16 protein-coding genes are annotated in these 19,192 nt (G+C 72.5%); 7 read left to right on the top strand and 9 right to left on the bottom strand.

Annotation, left to right across the window (positions count from 1 at the left end):
• Nucleotides 1-58: 58 nt before the first annotated feature.
• Nucleotides 59-517 carry a hypothetical protein gene (locus tag ACGFIK_RS11630; protein ID WP_327025950.1) on the top strand — a complete coding sequence of 153 codons (459 nt, stop codon included), beginning with the start codon at nucleotides 59-61 and terminating at the stop codon, nucleotides 515-517.
• 3 nt (nucleotides 518-520) lie between these two features.
• Here ACGFIK_RS11630 and ACGFIK_RS11625 read toward each other — a convergent pair whose 3' ends face one another.
• From ACGFIK_RS11625 to ACGFIK_RS11590, 8 genes are all read right to left on the bottom strand, one after another.
• Nucleotides 521-1,219, bottom strand: a complete 699-nt coding sequence (locus ACGFIK_RS11625; protein ID WP_327025949.1) for an ABC transporter ATP-binding protein — start codon at nucleotides 1,217-1,219, stop codon at nucleotides 521-523.
• 35 nt (nucleotides 1,220-1,254) lie between these two features.
• A complete protein-coding gene (locus ACGFIK_RS11620) occupies nucleotides 1,255-2,223 on the bottom strand; it encodes an ABC transporter ATP-binding protein (RefSeq protein ID WP_327025948.1) in 969 nt (322 codons plus the stop codon).
• Nucleotides 2,220-4,934 (bottom strand): FtsX-like permease family protein, encoded by a 2,715-nt coding sequence (locus ACGFIK_RS11615; RefSeq protein WP_327025947.1) that lies wholly within the window; start codon nucleotides 4,932-4,934, stop codon nucleotides 2,220-2,222. Before ACGFIK_RS11615 ends, ACGFIK_RS11620 begins: the two co-directional genes overlap by 4 nt.
• 106 nt (nucleotides 4,935-5,040) lie before the next feature.
• Nucleotides 5,041-8,250, bottom strand: a complete 3,210-nt coding sequence (locus ACGFIK_RS11610) for an FtsX-like permease family protein (RefSeq protein ID WP_327025946.1) — start codon at nucleotides 8,248-8,250, stop codon at nucleotides 5,041-5,043.
• A 136-nt stretch (nucleotides 8,251-8,386) separates the two neighbouring features.
• A complete protein-coding gene (locus ACGFIK_RS11605) occupies nucleotides 8,387-9,118 on the bottom strand; it encodes a thymidine kinase (RefSeq protein ID WP_393339048.1) in 732 nt (243 codons plus the stop codon).
• Nucleotides 9,119-9,179: 61 nt separating this feature from the next.
• Nucleotides 9,180-10,577 carry an MFS transporter gene (locus ACGFIK_RS11600; RefSeq protein ID WP_327025945.1) on the bottom strand — a complete coding sequence of 466 codons (1,398 nt, stop codon included), beginning with the start codon at nucleotides 10,575-10,577 and terminating at the stop codon, nucleotides 9,180-9,182.
• Between the two features lie 16 nt (nucleotides 10,578-10,593).
• Nucleotides 10,594-11,361: a glycerophosphodiester phosphodiesterase gene (locus ACGFIK_RS11595; protein WP_327025944.1), complete on the bottom strand. Its 768-nt coding sequence runs from the start codon at nucleotides 11,359-11,361 to the stop codon at nucleotides 10,594-10,596.
• Between the two features lie 72 nt (nucleotides 11,362-11,433).
• Complete coding sequence (locus ACGFIK_RS11590; protein ID WP_327025943.1) at nucleotides 11,434-12,213, bottom strand: lysophospholipid acyltransferase family protein; 780 nt, start codon at nucleotides 12,211-12,213, stop codon at nucleotides 11,434-11,436.
• 210 nt (nucleotides 12,214-12,423) lie between these two features.
• Here ACGFIK_RS11590 and ACGFIK_RS11585 point away from each other — a divergent pair, with 210 nt between their 5' ends.
• Genes ACGFIK_RS11585 through eis form a run of 4 tightly spaced genes read left to right on the top strand, consistent with a single transcriptional unit; the run spans nucleotide 12,424 to nucleotide 16,584 of the window.
• Nucleotides 12,424-13,842, top strand: coding sequence for a cytochrome ubiquinol oxidase subunit I (locus ACGFIK_RS11585; RefSeq protein ID WP_327025942.1), 1,419 nt, complete (start codon nucleotides 12,424-12,426; stop codon nucleotides 13,840-13,842).
• Nucleotides 13,843-13,856: 14 nt separating this feature from the next.
• The gene (cydB, locus tag ACGFIK_RS11580) at nucleotides 13,857-14,855 is read left to right on the top strand and encodes a cytochrome d ubiquinol oxidase subunit II (protein WP_393339044.1); all 999 of its coding nucleotides are present in this window, start codon (nucleotides 13,857-13,859) and stop codon (nucleotides 14,853-14,855) included.
• 46 nt (nucleotides 14,856-14,901) lie between these two features.
• Nucleotides 14,902-15,387 (top strand): OsmC family protein, encoded by a 486-nt coding sequence (locus ACGFIK_RS11575; protein ID WP_327025940.1) that lies wholly within the window; start codon nucleotides 14,902-14,904, stop codon nucleotides 15,385-15,387.
• A 24-nt stretch (nucleotides 15,388-15,411) separates the two neighbouring features.
• Nucleotides 15,412-16,584 (top strand): GNAT family N-acetyltransferase, encoded by a 1,173-nt coding sequence (eis, locus tag ACGFIK_RS11570; protein ID WP_327025939.1) that lies wholly within the window; start codon nucleotides 15,412-15,414, stop codon nucleotides 16,582-16,584.
• A gap of 55 nt (nucleotides 16,585-16,639) precedes the next feature.
• Here the strand turns inward: eis and ACGFIK_RS11565 are convergent, their stop codons facing one another.
• On the bottom strand, nucleotides 16,640-17,341 hold the full coding sequence (locus ACGFIK_RS11565) for a hypothetical protein (protein ID WP_327025938.1): 702 nt from the start codon (nucleotides 17,339-17,341) through the stop codon (nucleotides 16,640-16,642).
• A 194-nt stretch (nucleotides 17,342-17,535) separates the two neighbouring features.
• Between ACGFIK_RS11565 and ACGFIK_RS11560 the strand changes: the two genes are divergently transcribed.
• Entirely contained in the window at nucleotides 17,536-18,264 is a 729-nt protein-coding gene (locus ACGFIK_RS11560) for an SDR family oxidoreductase (RefSeq protein ID WP_327025937.1), read from the top strand.
• Nucleotides 18,265-18,443: 179 nt separating this feature from the next.
• A complete protein-coding gene (locus ACGFIK_RS11555; RefSeq protein ID WP_327025936.1) occupies nucleotides 18,444-19,190 on the top strand; it encodes a hypothetical protein in 747 nt (248 codons plus the stop codon).
• Nucleotides 19,191-19,192: the final 2 nt, after the last annotated feature.

Genomic DNA, 19,192 nt, shown 5'->3' with positions numbered 1-19,192 from the left:
CACCAGACGGCGGCGGCTTTCCGCCCGCCGGGGCGGCGAATTCTCTACCGTCTGAGGTGTGGGCGCTGCGCAGCCGTGGAGCAGACCGGCCCGGCGACGCCATCCGATGCGGGCTGGGCTCACCGTCGCCGGGATCGGGGTGGCCCTGTGCTGCGTCGGCGTCGCCGGCCTGGGCGCCTGGAACGTCCAGGTGGTCACCCAGGCCGCCGGACCGGTGCGGGAGACCACCGAAGGCTTCCTGCGCCAGGTCACCGCCGGGGACACCGCCGGGGCGTACGAGCGGCTGTGCGGGGACGCGCGCAGCCGGTGGAGCGAGGTCGGCTTCACCAGTTGGGTACGCACCCCGCCGGTGGTGCGCGACTACGAGATCGTGGACGTGTCCGTGGCCACCCGCGGCGGGCGGCCCCAGGGCACCGTCACCGTACGGCTGACCCGCGAGAGCGGCGGCACCGAACAGCGTGAGCTGTCCGTCATCCGCGAGCAGGACGGTTGGCGGGTCTGCGGCGACCCGTACTGACGGCTACACCCCGACCGGCTCGGTCGACTCGACCAACCGGCCGTCGCGCAGCACCAGCACCCGGTCGGCCAGCTCCACCAGGGTCGGATCGTGGGTGGCCACCAGGGCGGTCATCCCCCGGGCGTGCACCAGGGCCCGCAGCAGGTCCATCACCGCCCGCCCGGTCTCCGAATCCAACTGCCCGGTCGGCTCGTCGGCGATCAGCAACGCCGGATCGTTGGCCAGGGCCCGGGCGATCGCCACCCGCTGCTGCTGCCCGCCGGACATCTCGTACGGCCGCTGGGCGGCGTGCCCACCCAACCCGACCATCTCCAGCAGCATCGACACCCGCTGCTCCCGCTGCGCGGCCGGCACCTTGGCCAGTCGCATCGGCACCCCGACGTTCTCCGCCGCCGACAGGATCGGGATCAGCCCGAAGGACTGGAACACGAAACCGATGTCGTCGCGGCGCAGCCGCAGCAGGTCCCGCTCACCGGCCGCGGTCACCTCCTGACCGGCCACCCACACCCGGCCCGAGGTGGGCCGGTCCAGACCACCGATCAGATTCAGCAGGGTGGTCTTGCCGGCACCGGAGCGTCCCCGCACCGCGACCAGTTCACCCCGCCCGGCCCGCAGGGACACCTCCCGCAGGGCGTGCACCACCCGCTCACCGCTGCCGTAGTCGCGGCACAGCCCCTGCACCCGGACCAGATCCTCGCTCACACCCGCACCTCCCCCTGACCGCCCGACACCGCCGCTCACGCCGAATCCCGCTGCTCGCCGGGGCGGACCTGCACGTGGTCCGGCTCCAGGGTCAACCTCACCCGGTCCCGCAACGCCAAGGCGTCGACGAAACCGGCCGGCAACTGCATCCGTCCGGCCCGGTCCAGCACCGCGTACTCCTCGGTGACCAGTTCCTCCACGCCGTCGGCGCCGACTCGGGCCCGGCGGTGCACCTCGGAGGCGGTCCGGCCGTCCCGGATCGCGACCGTCCGCCGCACCTGCGAGGCGACCTGCGGATCGTGGGTGACCACCACGACGGTGACCCCCAACTCGGCGTTGATGGCCCGCAACGCCCCGAACACCTCCGCGGCCGTGGCCTCGTCCAGTTCCCCGGTCGGCTCGTCGGCGAACAACACCTCCGGGTCGTTGGCCACGGCCACCGCCACCGCACACCGCTGCTGCTCGCCACCGCTCATCTGCCCCGGTCGGCGATCCGCGCAGTAATCGACCCCGACCATCTCCAGCAGTTCCATGGCCCGTCGTCGACCGGCCCGGCCACCCCGCCGGGCCAGCCGCATCGGCAACTCGACGTTCTCCCGGGCACTCAGATAGGGCAGCAGGTTACGTCCGGTCTGCTGCCAGACGAACCCGACCGTGTGCCGCCGGTACCGCAGCCGCTTGCGCGCCGACATGGTCAGCAGGTCGTAGCCGGCCACCCGGGCGATCCCGGCGGTCGGGGTGTCCAGCCCGGACAGGATGTTCAGCACGGTGGACTTACCGGAACCGGAGGCCCCCACGATCGCCACCAGCTCACCCCGGTCGACGACCAGGTCCAGCCCTTGCAGGGCGACCACCTCCACCCCCTCGGTGGTGAAGATGCGTACCAGGCCGTCGCAGACGATGTGCCCCCGCAACCGGTCCGCGCCACCGGCTCGGGCGGCGGCCCGTTCCGCCGCCCGCCGCTGAAGCGCCGCGAGGTCCGGTGCCTCCCTGACCACGGTCATGCGTTCCCCTCTCCGAGACGCAGCGCCTCACCCAGGCGCATCCGTCGGTTCACCAGGTTCTCCACCAGCAGGCCGGTCAGCAGGCCGAGCACCACCAACCCCAGCACCCCGCCCACGACCAGGGGATCCAGGTGGTCACGCATCGGCACCCCGGGGGCGAACTGGGACAACCCCAGGGTCGGGCCGAGCAGCCTGGGCAGGGCGATGCCCACGGCCGTACCCGTCAGGGCCGCGACCACCACCAGCGGCACCAGCTCGTACACCAGCAGTCGGCGGCCGTGTGCGGCGGACAGACCCATCGTGCGCAGCCGGGACAGCATCCGCCCCCGACCGGCGGCGTCGGCGATCACCGCGAACCCCACCGCGAGTACGGCCAGGGCGGCGCTTCCCCCGGCGCCTGCGGTGAAGGTCAGGGTCAGCACCTCATTGGCGCCGGTACGCTCCAGCCCCTCCCGGTGGGCCCGCCAGGTCTCCAGGGTCGCCGGCAGTTGGGTACGGGTCACCTCCGTGCCGAGCACCGCGGACTGTCGACGGCGTTGGGTGGCGTCGGCGACCTCCAGCAGCCTCGCCTCGTCGACGTCGTCGCCGGCGAGCAGATACCGGTTGGGGATGATCGGGGTCAACTCGTACTCCGGCAGGGCCTGCCAGGGCAGCACCACGAACCGGTCGACCCCCAACCCCACCCCGGGGAAGGTGTCGGCCACCGCGGCCACCCGGAACTCGTACAGCCGGCTCTGCACATCGGCCACCGCGGTGTCGCCGAGTTCCGCCGCCAGCCGCGGCGACACCACCGCGGGCACCGGCCCGTCGCCGCGGGCGGCGGACCGCAACACGGCGGGCACCTCCACCTCGACCCCGCTGCGGGCCACCACCTCGGCGAAGGCCGGGGCGTCCACCACCAGCACCCGGGCCTGCCCGAGGGAGGTCGCCTGCGGCCCGGGTTCGGACCACAGCCGCCGATTGGACTCCACCGACACCCGGGCCACGGCCTGCACCCCGGGCACCCGGATCAGCTCGTCGGCCGCGTCCGGGGAGAAGGCCCACCCGGTCAGCCAGGCGTCACCGGGCACCGTCAGGGTCGCGGCCCGGTCCCGGGCGGCGGCCACAGTGGTCGTCACCACCCCACCGAACACCCCGGTGCTGACCGCGACGATCAGCACCGCCAACGGCCCCAACGCCACCGGCGCACTCCGCCCGGCCCGGGTCACCCCCAGGAACAGCGGGGCACCCCGGGCCCGTCCGGCCAGCCGGCCGACCAGCCGCAGCGGCCACGGCAGCAGCCGGATCGCCACCAGGGCGGCGGCGACCGCGACCAGCACCGGCACGGAGCTGAGGTACGCGTCGACCCCGTCGGCCGGATCCAGGCCCCGGCGACGCAGCAACACCACCCCCAGCCCGGCCAGCACCACCACGCTGGCCTCCACGGTCAACCGGCGTACCGACGGGCGCTGCCGGACCAGGTCGACCCGTCCGGAGGTTGACCCGACCCGCCGCTGGGAGAGCATGGCCAGCACCGGCACCGCCAGGGTGGTGAGCACCACCAGCAGCAGCACCCCCCAGGGGGTTCCGGTCGACCGGCCCGGCACCCGGGTGGCGATCAGCCAACCCAGCAGCACCGCCACCGGCTGCACCAGCACCGCCTCGACGCCGGTACGCCACCCGATCGCGGCCAGCGAGGCCCCTCGGGCCCGCAGCAACGCCAACTCGTCGCGGCGACGCTGCACCATCAACCGGGCGGCCAGCAGGATCAGCCCCAGCAGGCTGGCCACCAGGCCGGTCTGTGCGATGGCCAGCAGGGCCTGCACCGCCCGCAACTGTTCGGTGAACCGGACCAGGCTGACGTCCAGGGAGGTGTGCACCCGCGAGCCGGGCAGCCACTCGGTGCGCCGGGTCTGGCTCACCGCGTCGACGACCCCCGCCAGGGTGGTGGTGTCCAGTCGCCGCTCATCCAGCCGGTACCGCCACTCGTAGCTGACCGGCACCCCGCTGCCGGCGACCACGTTGTCGATCCCTGCCCAGTCGGTGACCGCCATGGCCAGGTAGGGCTCGCCGTCGACGACCGGCACCACCGGGTTCAGGCCCAGCATCAGGTCGTCCCAGACCGGATCGTCGGCGTCGCGGGGGTCGAACACCCCGACGACCCGCGCCGAGGCCCGCATGCCCGCACTGGCGCCGGTGAACCGCAACCGGCTGCCCGGTCGCAGCGACAGGGTCTCCGCCACCGCGGTGGAGACCGCCACCTCGGTAGGGCCGCCGGCCGCGCTGCGCGGCCAACGACCGGCGGTGATCAGGGCCGCCTCCTGGACACCGGTCTGCGCCCGCAGGCCGATCTTCTTGGTCGCCCCACCGTCCATCGGTGGCTCGTCGCCGGTGGCGGTCAGGGTCTGCTCGTCCAGTACGGCGGCGTACCACCGACGGTCCACCAGGGCGGGCAGCGGCTGCGGCAACGACCCGAGCAGCCGGTCCAGGTCGCCCTCACCCGCAGCGGCCGGCGCCCCTTCCTCGGGCCGCGGCCGGTCCGGACGCTGCTCGACCGCGAACGACACGTCGCGCACGAGGTGCGGCAGCCGGGCCACGTCGGCGTGCAGACTCCGGTCGGCGTACCCGTTGGCCAACCGGGGCACGGCGGTCACCAGCACCGCCGCCACCAACCCCAGCACCGCCAACAAGCCCACATGCCCGCCGTACGCCCTGATCCGCCGCACAGTCATCGGATCCGCCCTTTGTTCGCGACTGCGGGGCTCGCAAGCTCACTCCTCGCGCTCACGGTGCTGGCCTCGTTCGCGACTGCGGGGCTCGCAAGCTCACTCCTCGCGCTCACCGGTCCTCCCCGATGCGGAGTTGGGTGGCGGCCAGGCGGCGGCGCATGGTCATCGACACGGCGGCGCTGAAGGTCAGCGCCAGCAGCAGCAGGCCCACCCCGGTGGCCACCACCGGTGGCCAGTCGACACTCAGCAACGGCGGTGGATGGGGTCGGTCGGCCGACGGGGTGAGGATGACCAGGGGGGCCATCGTGGCGGCGACCCCCACCCCGACGCCCAACCCGACGAGCACCCCCACCCCGGCCAGGAACGCCTGCTCGGCCAGGAGTGACCGGGCCACCAGGCGGTGCCCGGCACCCAGGGTGTGCAGCACGGCCAGTTCGGTGGCCCGCCGTCGGGCGGTCGCGCTGACATCCACCGCCACCCCGACGGCCGCCAGCAGCACCGCGGCCAAGGCGGCGGCGAACAGGGCACCCCGGGCCCCCACCCCGAAGGGGTCCCGGGCCAGTTCGGCGGCGACCTGCTCACGGTCCAGCACGGCCAGGCCACCCAGCCCGGCGACCGCGGCGGCCACCTGTTGTCCCTGGCCCGCCCGGGTGGCCAGCCACCATTCCTCCGGAGGACGCACGATGCCCTGGTCGTGGAAGATCCGGGTGCTCAGTGACGGCAGGTCGACCACCAGGGCGGCCTCGTCGGCCTCGCCGGGCAGGGCGCTCACGGTGCCGACCACGGTGAGGTCGACCTCGGCGCCGCCGAGGAACAGTCGGGTCTGGTTGCCGACCTCACGTCGCAGGGCGGCCAGGGCCTGCGGGGTGGCCGCCACCGGCACCGGACCCTTGGCCGCCTCCCGGGAGATCCCCATCCGCAGAGTCGTGCTGCGACTGGTGAATCCCTCCGCCAGCCGGGCCGCCATGCCGACGGTCAGGGTGTTTCCGGTGGCCCTGGGGGTGGCCAGCAGACCGGAGGTGTCGACCATCCGCCACCCCCCGTCGGCCGCCAGATCCACCGGCTCCCCTCGGGAGTCGTCCCGGCTGGCCCGCAGGTCGGACAGCCGCCAGTCCAGGCTGATCCGACCGCTGCCGGTGGTCTCGACCGTGAAACCGGCCAGTCGCCACGGCGTGTCACCGGCCGGCAGTTCGACGGAGAAGGGCAGCCGGTCGCCGTTGCCGGTGACCCCCAGCGGCAACCGTCGGTGCCTGTGGTCCGGCCCGATCAGCACCGCATGGTGGCGTACCGGGGCGACGACACCGAACGGCTGACTGACCTTGGTCCGCAGCTGCCCGGTGAGCCGTCGGGTACCGGCCGGCAGCGGGGTTTCCGGTGCGGTCACCCGCCCGGCGGCCAGCCCCTCGAACACCGTGCCGACGGAGCCGCCGGCCAGGTCCGGCCGGATCCGTACCACCTCCCCGGCAATCTCGGCGTCGAACGCCAGCACGGTCATCGGGGCCTGTTCCGGTCCGGCCTGCAGTCGGTCCCGCCAGCCCGCCAGGACGGCGGCCGTGCCGGGTAGTCCGGCCAGCTGCTCGGCCCGGCCCTCGGGGGCGGAGCCGTTGGTCTCGGTCAGTCGCAGGTCCGCGCCGACCTGATGGGCGGCCTGGTCGTCCAGGGATCGTCGGGAGGTGCTCGCCAGTGACCAGGCCAGGGTGCCGACCGCGACGGCCAGGGCCAGCAGCAGCACCGGGCCGGCATGGGGTCGGCGACCGGCCTGCCAGGTGCCGAGCATGATGGCGGTCCACGACCTGCGGTCCACCCAGCGTTCCGCCAAGCGCACCAGTGGGGGCAGCAGCCGCAGGGCGAGCACCGCCCCGGCCAGCACCCCCAGGGTGGGGGCGGCGGCCAGCAGGGGGTCGATGCCCAGTTCACCACCGCGGGTACGGGACAGTGGTGAGGAGTATCGGCTCAACTGATACCAGGCCAGCACCGCCAGGCCGACCAGCACCACATCCAACCCGGCCCGCTGCACCATGCCCCGAGGGCTGGGCCGGGAACGGCTGGCCAGGTCGGCGACGTAGCTGCCACCCCGGCGCAGGCTGGGACCGATCATCGCCAGCGCGCACCCGGCGGCCGCCGCCCCCGCCACCAGCCAGATCATCGCGTCGGAGACCCCGGCTGAGTGCAGCGACACCGCGGCCAGCCCGGGTAGCCGCCCGGCCAGACCGAGCAGTTCGCTGACGATCAGCGGGGCGGCGACCGCGGCCGGCAGGACGATCAGGGTCGCCTCCCGGGCGGTCAGCCCGGCCAGTTGCCGGCGGCTGGCCCCCCGGGCGCGCAGCAGGGCGGTCTCACCCCGACGGTGCTCGGTGAGCAGCACGGCGACGAGCAGCAGCGCGTACCCGCCGAGCACCACCACCAGCAGCATCGGAGTGACCAACGCGGACCGGCCGACCAGGGTGGCCTGCTGCAACCGGGGCACCAGGACGGCCAGGTCGCCGATGGCCACCGCGGACTCACCCAGACCGGCCTCGGCCGGGGTGGTGGTGACCAACCGGGTGGCCACCTGTGCCAGCCGGTCCAGCTCGCTGGTGGTCCGGACCGTCGACAGGTCGGGCTCGACCAGCCAACCGGCGGAGGCGTTGGCCAGGAAGTGGGTGAGGAAGTCGTCGCGGTGCACGACCATCGGGCCGTAGGTGGCCGCCTGCGGCAGCGAACCGGTAGCGGTCTCCGGGGCCAGCCGCCAGTACGCGGCCTGCGGGTCCACCGGGGTGAACACCCCCGCCACGGTCACCTCGGTGACCCGTTCGGTGAGGCCGTCGGTGATCGGGATCCGGTCACCGACCCCCACCCCCAGGATCGCCGCCGCCGGGGCGGCCAGCACGGTCTGCGGCCGGGTGGCCCCGGCCTGGGGCCAGGCACCGGCGGTGAGTCGGGCGTGCTCCGGCAGGCCGTCGAGGAACATCACCGAGGCGTAGATGCTGCCGGTACGATCGGCTACCGCGTCTCCGGCGTCGCCGCGCAACTGCCGGCCGGCCGCGTACCCGACGGAGGTGATCTGGGCGGCCAACCCGCCCAGGTCGGTACGCAACTGCTCGCGCAGGGCGGTGTCGCGGTCCCGCAGGGCTTCCGGGGTACGCCCGGCCGAGGACCGGATCAGCACCGACCGTTCCTGGGCGCCGGCCTCGGCGAGCACGTTACGGATGCCCGAGTCGACCACGTCCCGGTTGTACGCGGCCAGTCCGGTGAGGGCGACCGTGGCCACCAGCGCCGCCCCGGCCGCGGCCAGCAGCAGGCCCCTCGTGCCTCGGGCACGCCGCCACACGAACCTCATTCGATCTGTACCCCCACCGGTCCGCGGGCCGTTGTCCGCTCCTGATCACCGCCGTCATGGACCAGAAGGGGTCGGACCCCGGCAAAGGTTGGCAGCAGTGATCGTTTCGTTATCCGGTACGGCGTGGGAGACGCTCTCAGGCCGGGGCGGTGGCGCGGGGCCCCAGGTCGCCGCTGCGGTGGTGACGCCGACACAGCACCTGGTACCGCACCTCGGCGGTGTCGACGGTGTCACCGATCACGACCTGCTCGCCTTCGCGGACCACCCGACCACCGGCCACCCGGGCGTTGAGCAGCCCCTCGCGGCCACACCAGCAGAGCACCTCGACCTGGATGCGGGCCACCGAATCGGCCAGCTCGAACAGCCGCTGGGCGGCGGGGAACAGGCAGGACCGGAAGTCCGTGGCCAGGCCGAAGGCGTACACGTCTACGTCGTGGCTGTCGACCAGTTCGGCCATCTGCTCCACGTGCTCCACGGAGTAGAAGCTGGCCTCGTCGCAGATCAGGTAGTCCACCCGTACCCCGTCGGCCCAGGCATCCCGGACCAGGGCCCGCAGGTCCACCTCGTCGGTGATCTCGATGGCCTCGTGGGCCAGCCCGATGCGGGTGGTGACCTGCGGGCCCAGGGACCGGTCGATGCGGGTGGTGACCAGCCCTCGCCGGCCCTGCCGGGCGTGGTTGTAGTTCATCTGCAGGGCCATGGTCGACTTGCCGCAGTCCATCGGCCCCCAGTAGAACCGCAGCGCGGCGGCGTGCGCGGGACGCCCGTCGGCGCCCCGGGCGGCCACACACCCGGCCGGGGTGTCACCCGGCCCGCCCAGTGCGGGCCGGGACAAACAGGTCGGTACGGCATCTGCGGGGCTCGTCACGGACGGGCAGCCTAGCCGATCGGGGACCTCGGGCCGGTCACCGCCGGTGCGGCGATGTGCCTCAGAGCACCCGGGGTGGGGTGTTGCCGGCGGCGATGATCGCCCGCCGCATCGGCACCGCCAGCAGCAGGGCGAACCCGACCACGAAGAAGATCAGCAGGGAGACCAGACCGACCCGGTAGGAGTTGGTCAGCTGGAACACCAGGCCGAACGCCAACGGGCCGAGCCAACTGGTGCCCTTGTCGCTGATCTCGTAGAAGCCGTAGTACTCGCCTTCCTTGCCGGCCGGGATCAACTGGCTGAACAGGGAGCGGCTCAGCGCCTGGCTGCCGCCGAGCACCAGGCCGATGGCCGCGCCGAGGATCATGAACGGCAGCGGGGCCTCGGCCGGCAACCGGAACGCCCCGATGATCACCGCGGTCCACAGCACCAGACTCAGCAGCACGGTCTTCCAGGCCCCGATCCGCCCGGCCAGGGCACCCAGGCCCAACGCGCCGCCGAAGGCCAGGAACTGCACCAGCAGGATCGTCACGATCAGGGTGCTCTGGTCCAGCCGCAACTCCTCGGTGCCGTACTGGCTGGCCAGGGTGATGACGGTCTGGATGCCGTCGTTGTAGACCAGGAACGCGAGCAGGAAGAACAAGGTCAGGGGGTACGCCTTGATCTCCCGCAGGGTGCGGCCGAGCTGCCGGAACCCGTCGGTGAGCACGTTGCCCCGGCCCCCGGCGGCCAGGGCCGCCGCGGTGGGGTGTTCCCGCAGCCAGCGCAGCGGCACCAGGGTGAACGCCGCCCACCACAGACCCGCCGAGACGATCGACCAGCGGGCCAGGTCCAGGGTCCGCTCGGCGGTGCCGTCGCCGAAGGACTGCACCGCGACCAGGTTCAGGGCCAGCAGCACGCCACCACCGAGATAGCCCAGGGCCCAGCCCCGGCTGGAGATGCCGTCGCGTTCGTCCGGGCCGCCCAACTGGGGCAGGAAGGAGTTGTAGACCACGATCGCCGCGCCGAAGGCGATGTTGGCGACCATGAACAGGGCACCGCCTAGCAGGTACCGGTCCCCGGTCACGAAGATCATGCCGATGGTGGCGAAGGCGCCGGTGAAGGCGGTGGCGGCCAGTAGCCGCTTCTTGTGCAGCGACCGGTCGGCGATCGCCCCGATCACCGGCAGCACGAAGACGGTCAGCAGCACCGACAGCGAGATCAGGTACGGGTAGAAGGAGCCGGCGGCGACCTTGATGCCCAGCGGGTAGACGTACCCGGTGCAGTCGTCGGCCTCCAGTTGGCACCCGGCGGCGACCTTGGCCACGCTGGTCAGGAAGGGCCCGAGAAACACCGTGATGACGGTGGTCTGGAAGGCCGAGTTGGCCCAGTCGTAGAAGTACCAGCCGGTGCGCTCCCGGCGGGTGCTGTTCACCGGCGGGGTGTCATCCTGCGCGGCGGGGGTCGCCGTCTCGGCCATCTCGGGTCCCAGGTGCTCAGGCGGCCCAGAGGCCGCGGCTGCGGTAGACGTCGCGCAGCACGCCGACGTGGTCGGTCATGATGCCATCAACACCAAGATCAAGTAACTCGTGCATCTCGGCAGGTTCGTCGATCGTCCAGACATGCACCTGCAACCCGAGTCGATGCGCCGTACGCAGAAACCGGCGGTCGGCCAGCGGCAGCCGGCCGTAGCGCACCGGCACCTGGGCGGCCACCACGGACGGCGGCAGCCGCAGCTCTCGCCCGGTCAGCGAGGCCCACCGCAGCCGGGCCACCCCCCGTACCCCCAGGCTGGTGGCGACCTGTTCCCCGGTCAACGCCCGCAGCCGACGCAGCCGGGCGTCGCTGAAGGAGGCGAGCAGCACCCGGTCACCGGCCCCGGTCCGGGTCAGGGCCTCCACCGTCGGGGTGGCCGCCCGGTCGGACTTGACGTCGATGTTGAACCGCACCTGCGGCCAGGCGGTGAGCACCTCGTCCAGCCGGGGCACCGCCGCGGCCCCGCCGACCCGCACCGTGGCCAGGTCCGCCCAGCGCAGGTCGGACACCCGGCCGGGCCGGCCGGTGACCCGTCGCAGGGTGGCGTCGTGGAACACCACGGCCACCCCGTCGGCGGTGGCCTGCACGTCGGTCTCCACGTACCGGTAGCCGAGGTCGATCGCGCGGGCGAAGGCCGCGGCGGTGTTCTCGTCGCCGTCGGCGGCACCACCACGGTGGGCGAAGGCCAGGGGAGTCGCGGCGTCCAGGTAGCGGGAACCGGGTGGCACGCTGCGCAGTATGCCCGGCCCCGAGGACCTGTCGGTGACCGGGAGATGACCAACCACCCACGGGGGGCGGTGTCAGTCTGCGGCGGTGCGGCGGCGATGCATCCGGGTGGTGTCTACCGGCCGCCCGGGGTCGACGTGCCGGGGCCGGTCGGGTTCGTCCAGGCGCAGCGGGGCGAGGGTGTCGGTGAGGGCGTCGATGATCCGGTCGGTGGCCAGCCGGGCCACGCCGGGACGGTCGGGGGACAGGTCGGCCAGCCGCACCGGTTCCCCGAAGTGCACCCGCACCCGGGGCCGACGCAGCAGGGCGCGGGCCACCCCACCGAGCAGCCCCTTGGGGGCCTGGTAGGGGAGCACCTCGTGGCTGCCCCACTGGGCGACCGGGATGACCGGGGCGCCGCTGGCCAGGGCCAGCCGGGCGGTGCCGGTCTTGCCGCGCTCGGGCCACAGTCCCGGGTCCAGGCCGATGCGTCCCTCCGGGTAGACCAGGATCACCGAGCCCGCGGCGGCCGCCGCTACCGCGTCGTCGAGTGCCCGATGCACCCCGCTGGTGCCCCGGTCCACCCGCAGGTGCCCGGCCGCGCGCATGGCCGCGCCGATCACCGGTGTCCGGAACAGTCCGCCGGTGGCCATGATCCGCGGGGCGATCCGCCGTTGCCGGCAGGCGGCGCTGAGCACGATCGGGTCGAAGGGGCTGATGTGGTTGGCGGCCAGGATCAGCGGCCCGCCGCGCAGGGCGGCGGGGATGTCGCCGGTGACCTCCAGCCGGGCCAGCAAGGCGACCGCGACACGGGCGAGTGCCTGCGCGGCACGCCAGATCAGCGGCGGCCGCCAGGGGGAGTGCACAGGGTCCACCAGCGGGATGGTCGCACGCCTGCGCCCGTCTGCTCGGACGGGGGCCGAGGAGACGCCATGACGGCCGGAGGCCGCCGACGGGTCCTCCGGCCCGAGGTGAGCAGGGTCATTGGTCCCGGGCCGGTACGGGCCCCTCGCCTCTGCACTTCCCTGTACGACGAGAGGTAGTATCTACTACGTCTTGTAGTATGAGCAGCATGGGGGTCGCAGGTGGACGCGTTGGACGTCGCCCGCTGGCAGTTCGGTGTCACCACCGTCTACCACTTTCTCTTCGTACCGCTGACCATCGGGCTGTCCGTCCTGGTCGCCATCCTGCAAACCCTGTGGCACCGCACCGGTAACGAGAAATACCTCAAGCTCACCAAGTTCTTCGGCAAGCTGTTCCTGATCAACTTTGCGATGGGTGTGGTCACCGGCATCGTGCAGGAGTTCCAGTTCGGCATGAACTGGAGCGACTACTCCCGCTTCGTCGGTGATATCTTCGGCGCCCCGCTGGCCATCGAGGCCCTGGTCGCCTTCTTCCTGGAATCCACCTTCATCGGCCTGTGGATCTTCGGCTGGGACCGGCTGCCCAAGCGCCTGCACCTGGCCAGCATCTGGGCCGCCGCGATCGGCACCAACCTGTCGGCCTACTTCATCCTGGCGGCCAACTCCTTCATGCAGAACCCGGTCGGCTACCGCTTCAATCCCGAGACCGGACGCGCCGAACTGACCGACTTCGTCGCCGTACTGACCAACAAGCTCGCCCTGATCACCTTCCCGCACACCATCGCCGGGTCCTTCCTGGTCGCCGGAAGCCTGCTGGTCGCCGTGGCCCTGTGGCACCTGATCCGCAACCGCGACAGCCCCGACACCCCGGCCTACCGGTTCGCCGCGAAGTTCGGCTCCTGGGTGACCCTGATCTCCGCCTTCGCCGTGTCCATCACCGGCGACATCCAGGGCAAGATCATGACCCAGGTGCAGCCCATGAAGATGGCCGCCGCCGAAGGCCTCTATCAGACCGAGAGCCCGGCCTCGTTCTCCGTACTGACCATCGGCAGCCTGGACGGCAGCCGCGAGCTGTTCGCCATCAAGATCCCCTACCTGCTGTCGTACCTCGGCACCGGCGACCCCAACGGCACCGTGCAGGGCATCAACGACCTCCAGGCCCTCTACAGCGCCCAGTACGGCCCCGGCAGCTACACCCCGATCATCCCGGTCACCTACTGGAGCTTCCGCTTCATGATCGCCTTCGGGATGGCCGCCGCCGCCATCGCCCTGGTGGTCCTCTGGACCCACCGCAAGGGCCGCACCACCCCCAACAGCAAGTGGCTGCTGCGCGCCGGGCTGGCCATGCCGATCCTGCCCCTGCTGGCCAACTCCTTCGGCTGGATCTTCACCGAGATGGGCCGGCAGCCCTGGATCGTCTTCGGCGAGATGCTCACCCGCGACGGGGTGTCCCGCAGCGTCTCCCTGGCCGAGGTCCTCACCAGCTTCGCGGCCTTCACCCTGATCTACGCCGTCCTGGCCGTCGTGGAGGTCAAGCTCCTGCTGCGCTACGCCAAGGCCGGGGTGCCCGACGTCAGCGACCACCCCGACCCTGACGACACCGACGACGACGCCGACCGTCCGCTCGCCTTCGCCTACTGACCCGGAGCCCCACCGTGGAACTGACCACCATCTGGTTTCTCCTCGTCGCCGTGCTGTTCACCGGCTACTTCATCCTTGAGGGCTTCGACTTCGGTGTCGGCATGTTGCTGCCCGTACTCGGTCGTGACGACCGGGAACGCCGGGTAATGATCAACACCATCGGGCCGGTCTGGGACGGCAACGAGGTCTGGCTGATCACCGCCGGCGGCGCCATGTTCGCCGCCTTCCCGGAGTGGTACGCCACCCTCTTCTCCGGCTTCTACCTGCCCCTGCTGCTGATCCTGCTGGCGCTGATCGCCCGGGGGGTCGCCTTCGAGTACCGGCACAAGCGCCCCGAGGCCCAGTGGAAACGACGCTGGGACGCCGCCATCTTCTTCGGCTCCCTCATCCCCGCCGTGCTGTGGGGGGTCGCCTTCGCCAACATCCTGCGCGGGGTACCCCTGACCGCCGACCACGAGTACGCCGGCGGCCTGTTCAACCTGCTCAACCCGTACGCCCTGCTCGGTGGCGCCACCACCGCGGCCCTGTTCGGAACCCACGGCGCGGTGTTCATCGCCCTGAAGACCGTCGGCGACATCCGGGAACGGGCCGCCGCCCTGGCCGTACGGCTGGGGGTCGGCACCGCCGTGCTCGCGGTGGCCTTCCTCAGCTGGACCCTGACCATCCGCTCCAGCACCGCCGCGGTGGTGTTCGCCGTCGGCGCCGCCCTGGCCCTGCTCGGCGGTCTGGCCGCCGCCAAGGTACGCCGCGAGGGCTGGGCCTTCACCGGCACCGCCGTGGCCATCGCCCTGGCCGTGGCCACCCTGTTCGCCGCGCTGTTCCCGAACGTGCTGCCCTCGACCCTGGACCCGGCCGGCACCCTGACCGCGGTCAACGCGGCCTCCACCCCCTACACCCTGAAGATCATGACCTGGGTGGCGGTGATCTTCACCCCGATCGTGCTGGCCTACCAGGGCTGGACCTACTGGGTGTTCCGCAAGCGCATCGGGGTCGCCCACATCCCGCAACACTGACCGGGCATCGGGCCGGGGGAGCACACCCCCGGCCCGATGCGGCACCATGACCCCCATGCCCCGCCTGCACACCCACACCTACGCCACCACGGTCACCTGGACCGGCAACCTCGGCACCGGCACCAGCGGCTACCGCGACTACCGCCGCGACCACGACATCACCGCCGAGGGCCACCCGCTGATCCCGGGCAGCTCCGACCCCACCTTCCGCGGCGACCCCACCCGCTGGAACCCGGAAGAGCTGCTGCTCACCGCCCTGTCCCAGTGCCACATGCTGGCCTACCTGCACCTCTGCGCCGACAACGGCATCGTTGTCACCGCCTATGTCGACCACGCCACCGGCACCATGACCACGGACAACACCGGCAGCGGCCACTTCACCGAGGCCCTCCTGCGCCCGCAGGTCACCGTCGCCGACCCGGACACCGTCGAGGCCGCCACCACCCTGCACGACGACGCCCACCGGGTGTGTTTCATCGCCAACTCGGTCAACTTCCCGGTCCGGCACCGACCCGTCACCCGCGCCACCTGACCGGACCTCACTATCGTCAGGGGCGTGCAGCCCACCATCCGGGTACTCCCCGACGAGGACCTTCCCGCCGCCTGGCAGCTCGGTCGCCTGACCTTCGGCTCCGACCCGCAAGCACCACCCCCGACCGCCCCACTCGCCGGGCGCACCAGCTACGGCGCCTACGACCGGGGTGGCACCCTCGTCGGCAAGGCGGTCGACCTGCATGACGAGCAGTGGTGGCGCGGGGCGACCGTACCGGCCGCGAGCGTCGCCGGGGTCGCCGTCGCCCCCGAGGCCCGGGGTACCGGGGTGGCCCGGGCCCTGCTGCGCGCCCTGCTGCACGGCGCCCACGAACGAGGCGCCGCCGTCAGCACCCTGTTCGCCACCACCACCGGCCCCTACCGGGCCCTGGGTTGGGAGATCACCGGAGAGCTGCGCACCCTCGACCTGCCCACGGTCGCGCTGCCCCGACACCCCCGCCCGGCACACCTGACCGTACGGGCCGGCACCCCCGCCGACCTGCCCGCCACCACCGGCCTGTACGAACGCCTGGCCCGGCACCGCAACGGTCTGCTCACCCGCACCCACCCCCGCTTCCACCTCGGCGAAGACCTGCCGTACGACGGGCTGACCCTGGTCGAACACGGCGACACCCTGGTCGGGTACGCCGGCTGGAACCGGGGCCGAGGCTACGGCCCGGAGGCCGTGCTGACCGTCGAGGACCTCCTCGCCGGCACCGCCGAGGCCGCCCGTACCCTCGTCGGGGTTCTGGCCAGTTGGCACAGCGTCGCTCCCACCCTGCGGCTGACCCCCCTGCCCGGCGACGCCGTCAGCGCCCAACTGCCCCTGGAACTGGCCCGGCAGCACGAACACGACACCTGGATGCACCGGCCGGTCGACGTCGTCCGGGCCGTGGAGACCCGAGGTTGGCCTGCCCACGTTCGCGGCCAGGTCACCTTCGCCCTGACCGACGATCTGGCCGAGTGGAACACCGGCACCTGGCAGCTCACCGTCGCCGACGGCCAGGCCCACCTGCACCGCAGCAGCACCGAGGCGGATCTGCACCTGAGTGTGCGCGGCTTCGCCCGCCTCTACACCGCCACCGGCACCGCCCGCACCCTGGCCGAGGCCGGCCTGCTGCACCACACCACACCCGACCCCGGCGCCTTGGACCTGCTGGCCGCCGGCCCACCCGCCCAGGCCCTGGACTACTTCTGAGCACAGCAGCGGGGTCCGGGGCCTGCACCCCGGACCCCGCTGCGACCCTTGCCGCTCAGCCCGCTTCGCGCAGCTCCGCCAGCCGGGCCTCGATCTCCGCCAGCTCCGCCCGCAGCTTCTCCGCCTGCTGCTCGGCCTCGGCCCGCTCGGCCGCCAGAATCTGCTCCACGGCCTCGTGCACCCCCGGCACGTCCACCAGGGCCACCATCCGCAGCGCCTCGGCCGGCTTCACCACGTACGGCTTGGCCAGCACCTTGCCGCCCTGCTGTGCGGCGACCGTCCACTCTCCCTCGGCGTAGGCCAGGGTCACCGTCAAACCCGACGGGGACTTGGGTTTGGTCGCCTTGACGGCCCGCCGCGCCGGCTTCGACTCCACTTTCGACTCCTCCTGCACGGTGGGTTCCTCCTGACGGGGCTGCGGCACCCGGTCCAACACGAACTCCGGCTCCGCCGCCACCGGCTCGACCGGCGTCGGCTCCACCTTGGCCTCCGCCTTGGCCTCCGCCTGCCGACGACCCGCGCCGCGCGGCGCCACCGCCAGGTCGGCGGGGGAGAAGGGCAACTCGTCGCGCCCGAACCGCACCACCACGAACTCGTCGGACACCGAGGGGTCGGTCAACTCGACCACCTGTCCCAACTGGCCGGCGATCTGACCCGCCGCCGCGGTGAACACCACCTTCGGCTTGCGGCCGGCGGCCAACGCCTCCCTGATGCCGCGTACCTCATCATCGGACAAACCCTGGTCAGCGGCACCCATCACACGACCTCTCCCTCGTACACATGTTCAGCCGCCTGCCTTGATACCAGCCGCCGCCGACAACCCGAAGATCAGCCCCGCTTCCGGGCGGGCTGCGTGACGCACGACGACCGGTGTGCCGGAGCACAGCACGCTGCCACCGCATCGACCGTCACGGTAACGTCGCCACCACCGCCTCGGGACAGGGGGAGCCGATGACACCGGTCACGGTCATCACCGGCGGCAGCCGTGGCATCGGCGCGGCCACCGCCCGCCGCCTGGCCGCCACCGGCCACCACCTGGCCCTCGGCTACCGCCGCGACAAGGTCACCGCCGAAGCCGTCGCCACCGACCTGCGCGCCACCGGGGTACGGGTCACCGCCGTGTGCGCCGACACCCGTGACCCCGACCAGGTGGCCGCCCTGTTCGAGGCCGCCGCCGAACTGGGCCCGATCACCGGACTGGTCAACAACGCCGGCGTCACCAGCCCGATCGGCTCCTTCGTCGACCTGCGCCTGGCCGATCTGCGCGAGGTCGTCGACGTCAACCTCGTCGGCTACGTCCTCTGTGCCCAGCAGGCCGCCCGCCGGATGAGCGAGGGCGGGGCCATCGTCAACATCTCCTCGGTCGCGGCCACCCTGGGCAGCCCCGGCGAGTACGTCCACTATGCCGCCGTCAAGGCCGCCACGGACGCCCTGACCATCGGGCTGGCCAAGGAGCTGGCTCCCCGGGGCATCCGGGTCAACGCGGTGGCTCCCGGCATCATCCGCACCGACATCCACGCCCTGTCCGGTCAACCCGACCGGCCCGAGCGTGCCGCCGGCCGCATCCCGCTGGGCCGACCCGGTGAACCCGAGGAGGTCGCCGCCGCGGTCGCCTGGCTGCTCGGCCCGGAGGCCTCCTACACCACCGGCGCCGTGTTGCGCGTCGGTGGGGGTCTGTGACCCCGGAGCGCCCGAGTCGGTCCCGCAGGCGCGCCTGAGGAAGGTGTCATGCCTGGTGGAACGGGGTATGCGCGCGCTCCGGAAGCGATCACGAATGGGTTGACCCGATCCCATCACAGCCCCTATCGTTCCTGTACGTAGAACGGCGTACGGCTCAGTCGAACGATTTGGTGGGTGCTGTGGTCGAAAAAGCTCTGGGCATCATCGTTCCACCGGCCAACCCGACGGTGGAGCCCGAGCTCCGCCGTCTGTTGCCGCTGGAGATCCGCTACCACGTGGCCCGGCTACCGGTCGTGGAGGGCCCCCTGGCGCAGCGGCTGGACCGGTACGCCGAACTGCTGCCGGACACCGCCGCCACCCTGCAGGGCATGGCGGTCGCGGCCACCTACAACGCCTGCACCGGCTGCTACTACCGTCCTGGGCGTACCGAGACCCGGCAGACCGACGACGCGGCGACCGCCCGACTCGGCAGCCCGGTGTTCGGCGCCGCCAGCGCGGTCCGGCACCTGCTCGACCGCCTCGGCGTACGCACCCTGACCCTGGTCTCGCCGTACCCGGCCTGGCTCACCGAGCAGGCGGCGGAGTTCTGGCGGCAGACCGGCCGTACGGTCGGCACCCCGGTGCCGGTGCCCGGCACGGGTGCCATCTACGACCTGACCTCGACCACCGTGCGCGACACCGTCCTGCAGGCGTTGCAGGCGCCCGAGGGTGGGTTCCCGCCCGGCCACGCGGTGTTGTTGACCGGTACGGGCGCACCCAGCCTGGACGCGCTCGACGAGGTCCTGCCGACCGCGCCGGTGCCGGTTCTGTCCTCGAACCTGGCCGGCGCCTGGCAACTGTTGGAGACCGCCGGGTTGACCCACCTGGCGGGCGAGTCGCCGAGCCCGGCGTTGCGGCATCTGGCCGCCGTCGTGGCCCAGTCCTAGAT

Source organism: Micromonospora sp. NPDC048871, assembly GCF_043198155.1.
GTDB lineage: Bacteria > Actinomycetota > Actinomycetes > Mycobacteriales > Micromonosporaceae > Micromonospora.
This window is presented reverse-complemented; position numbering and strand designations above follow the sequence as displayed.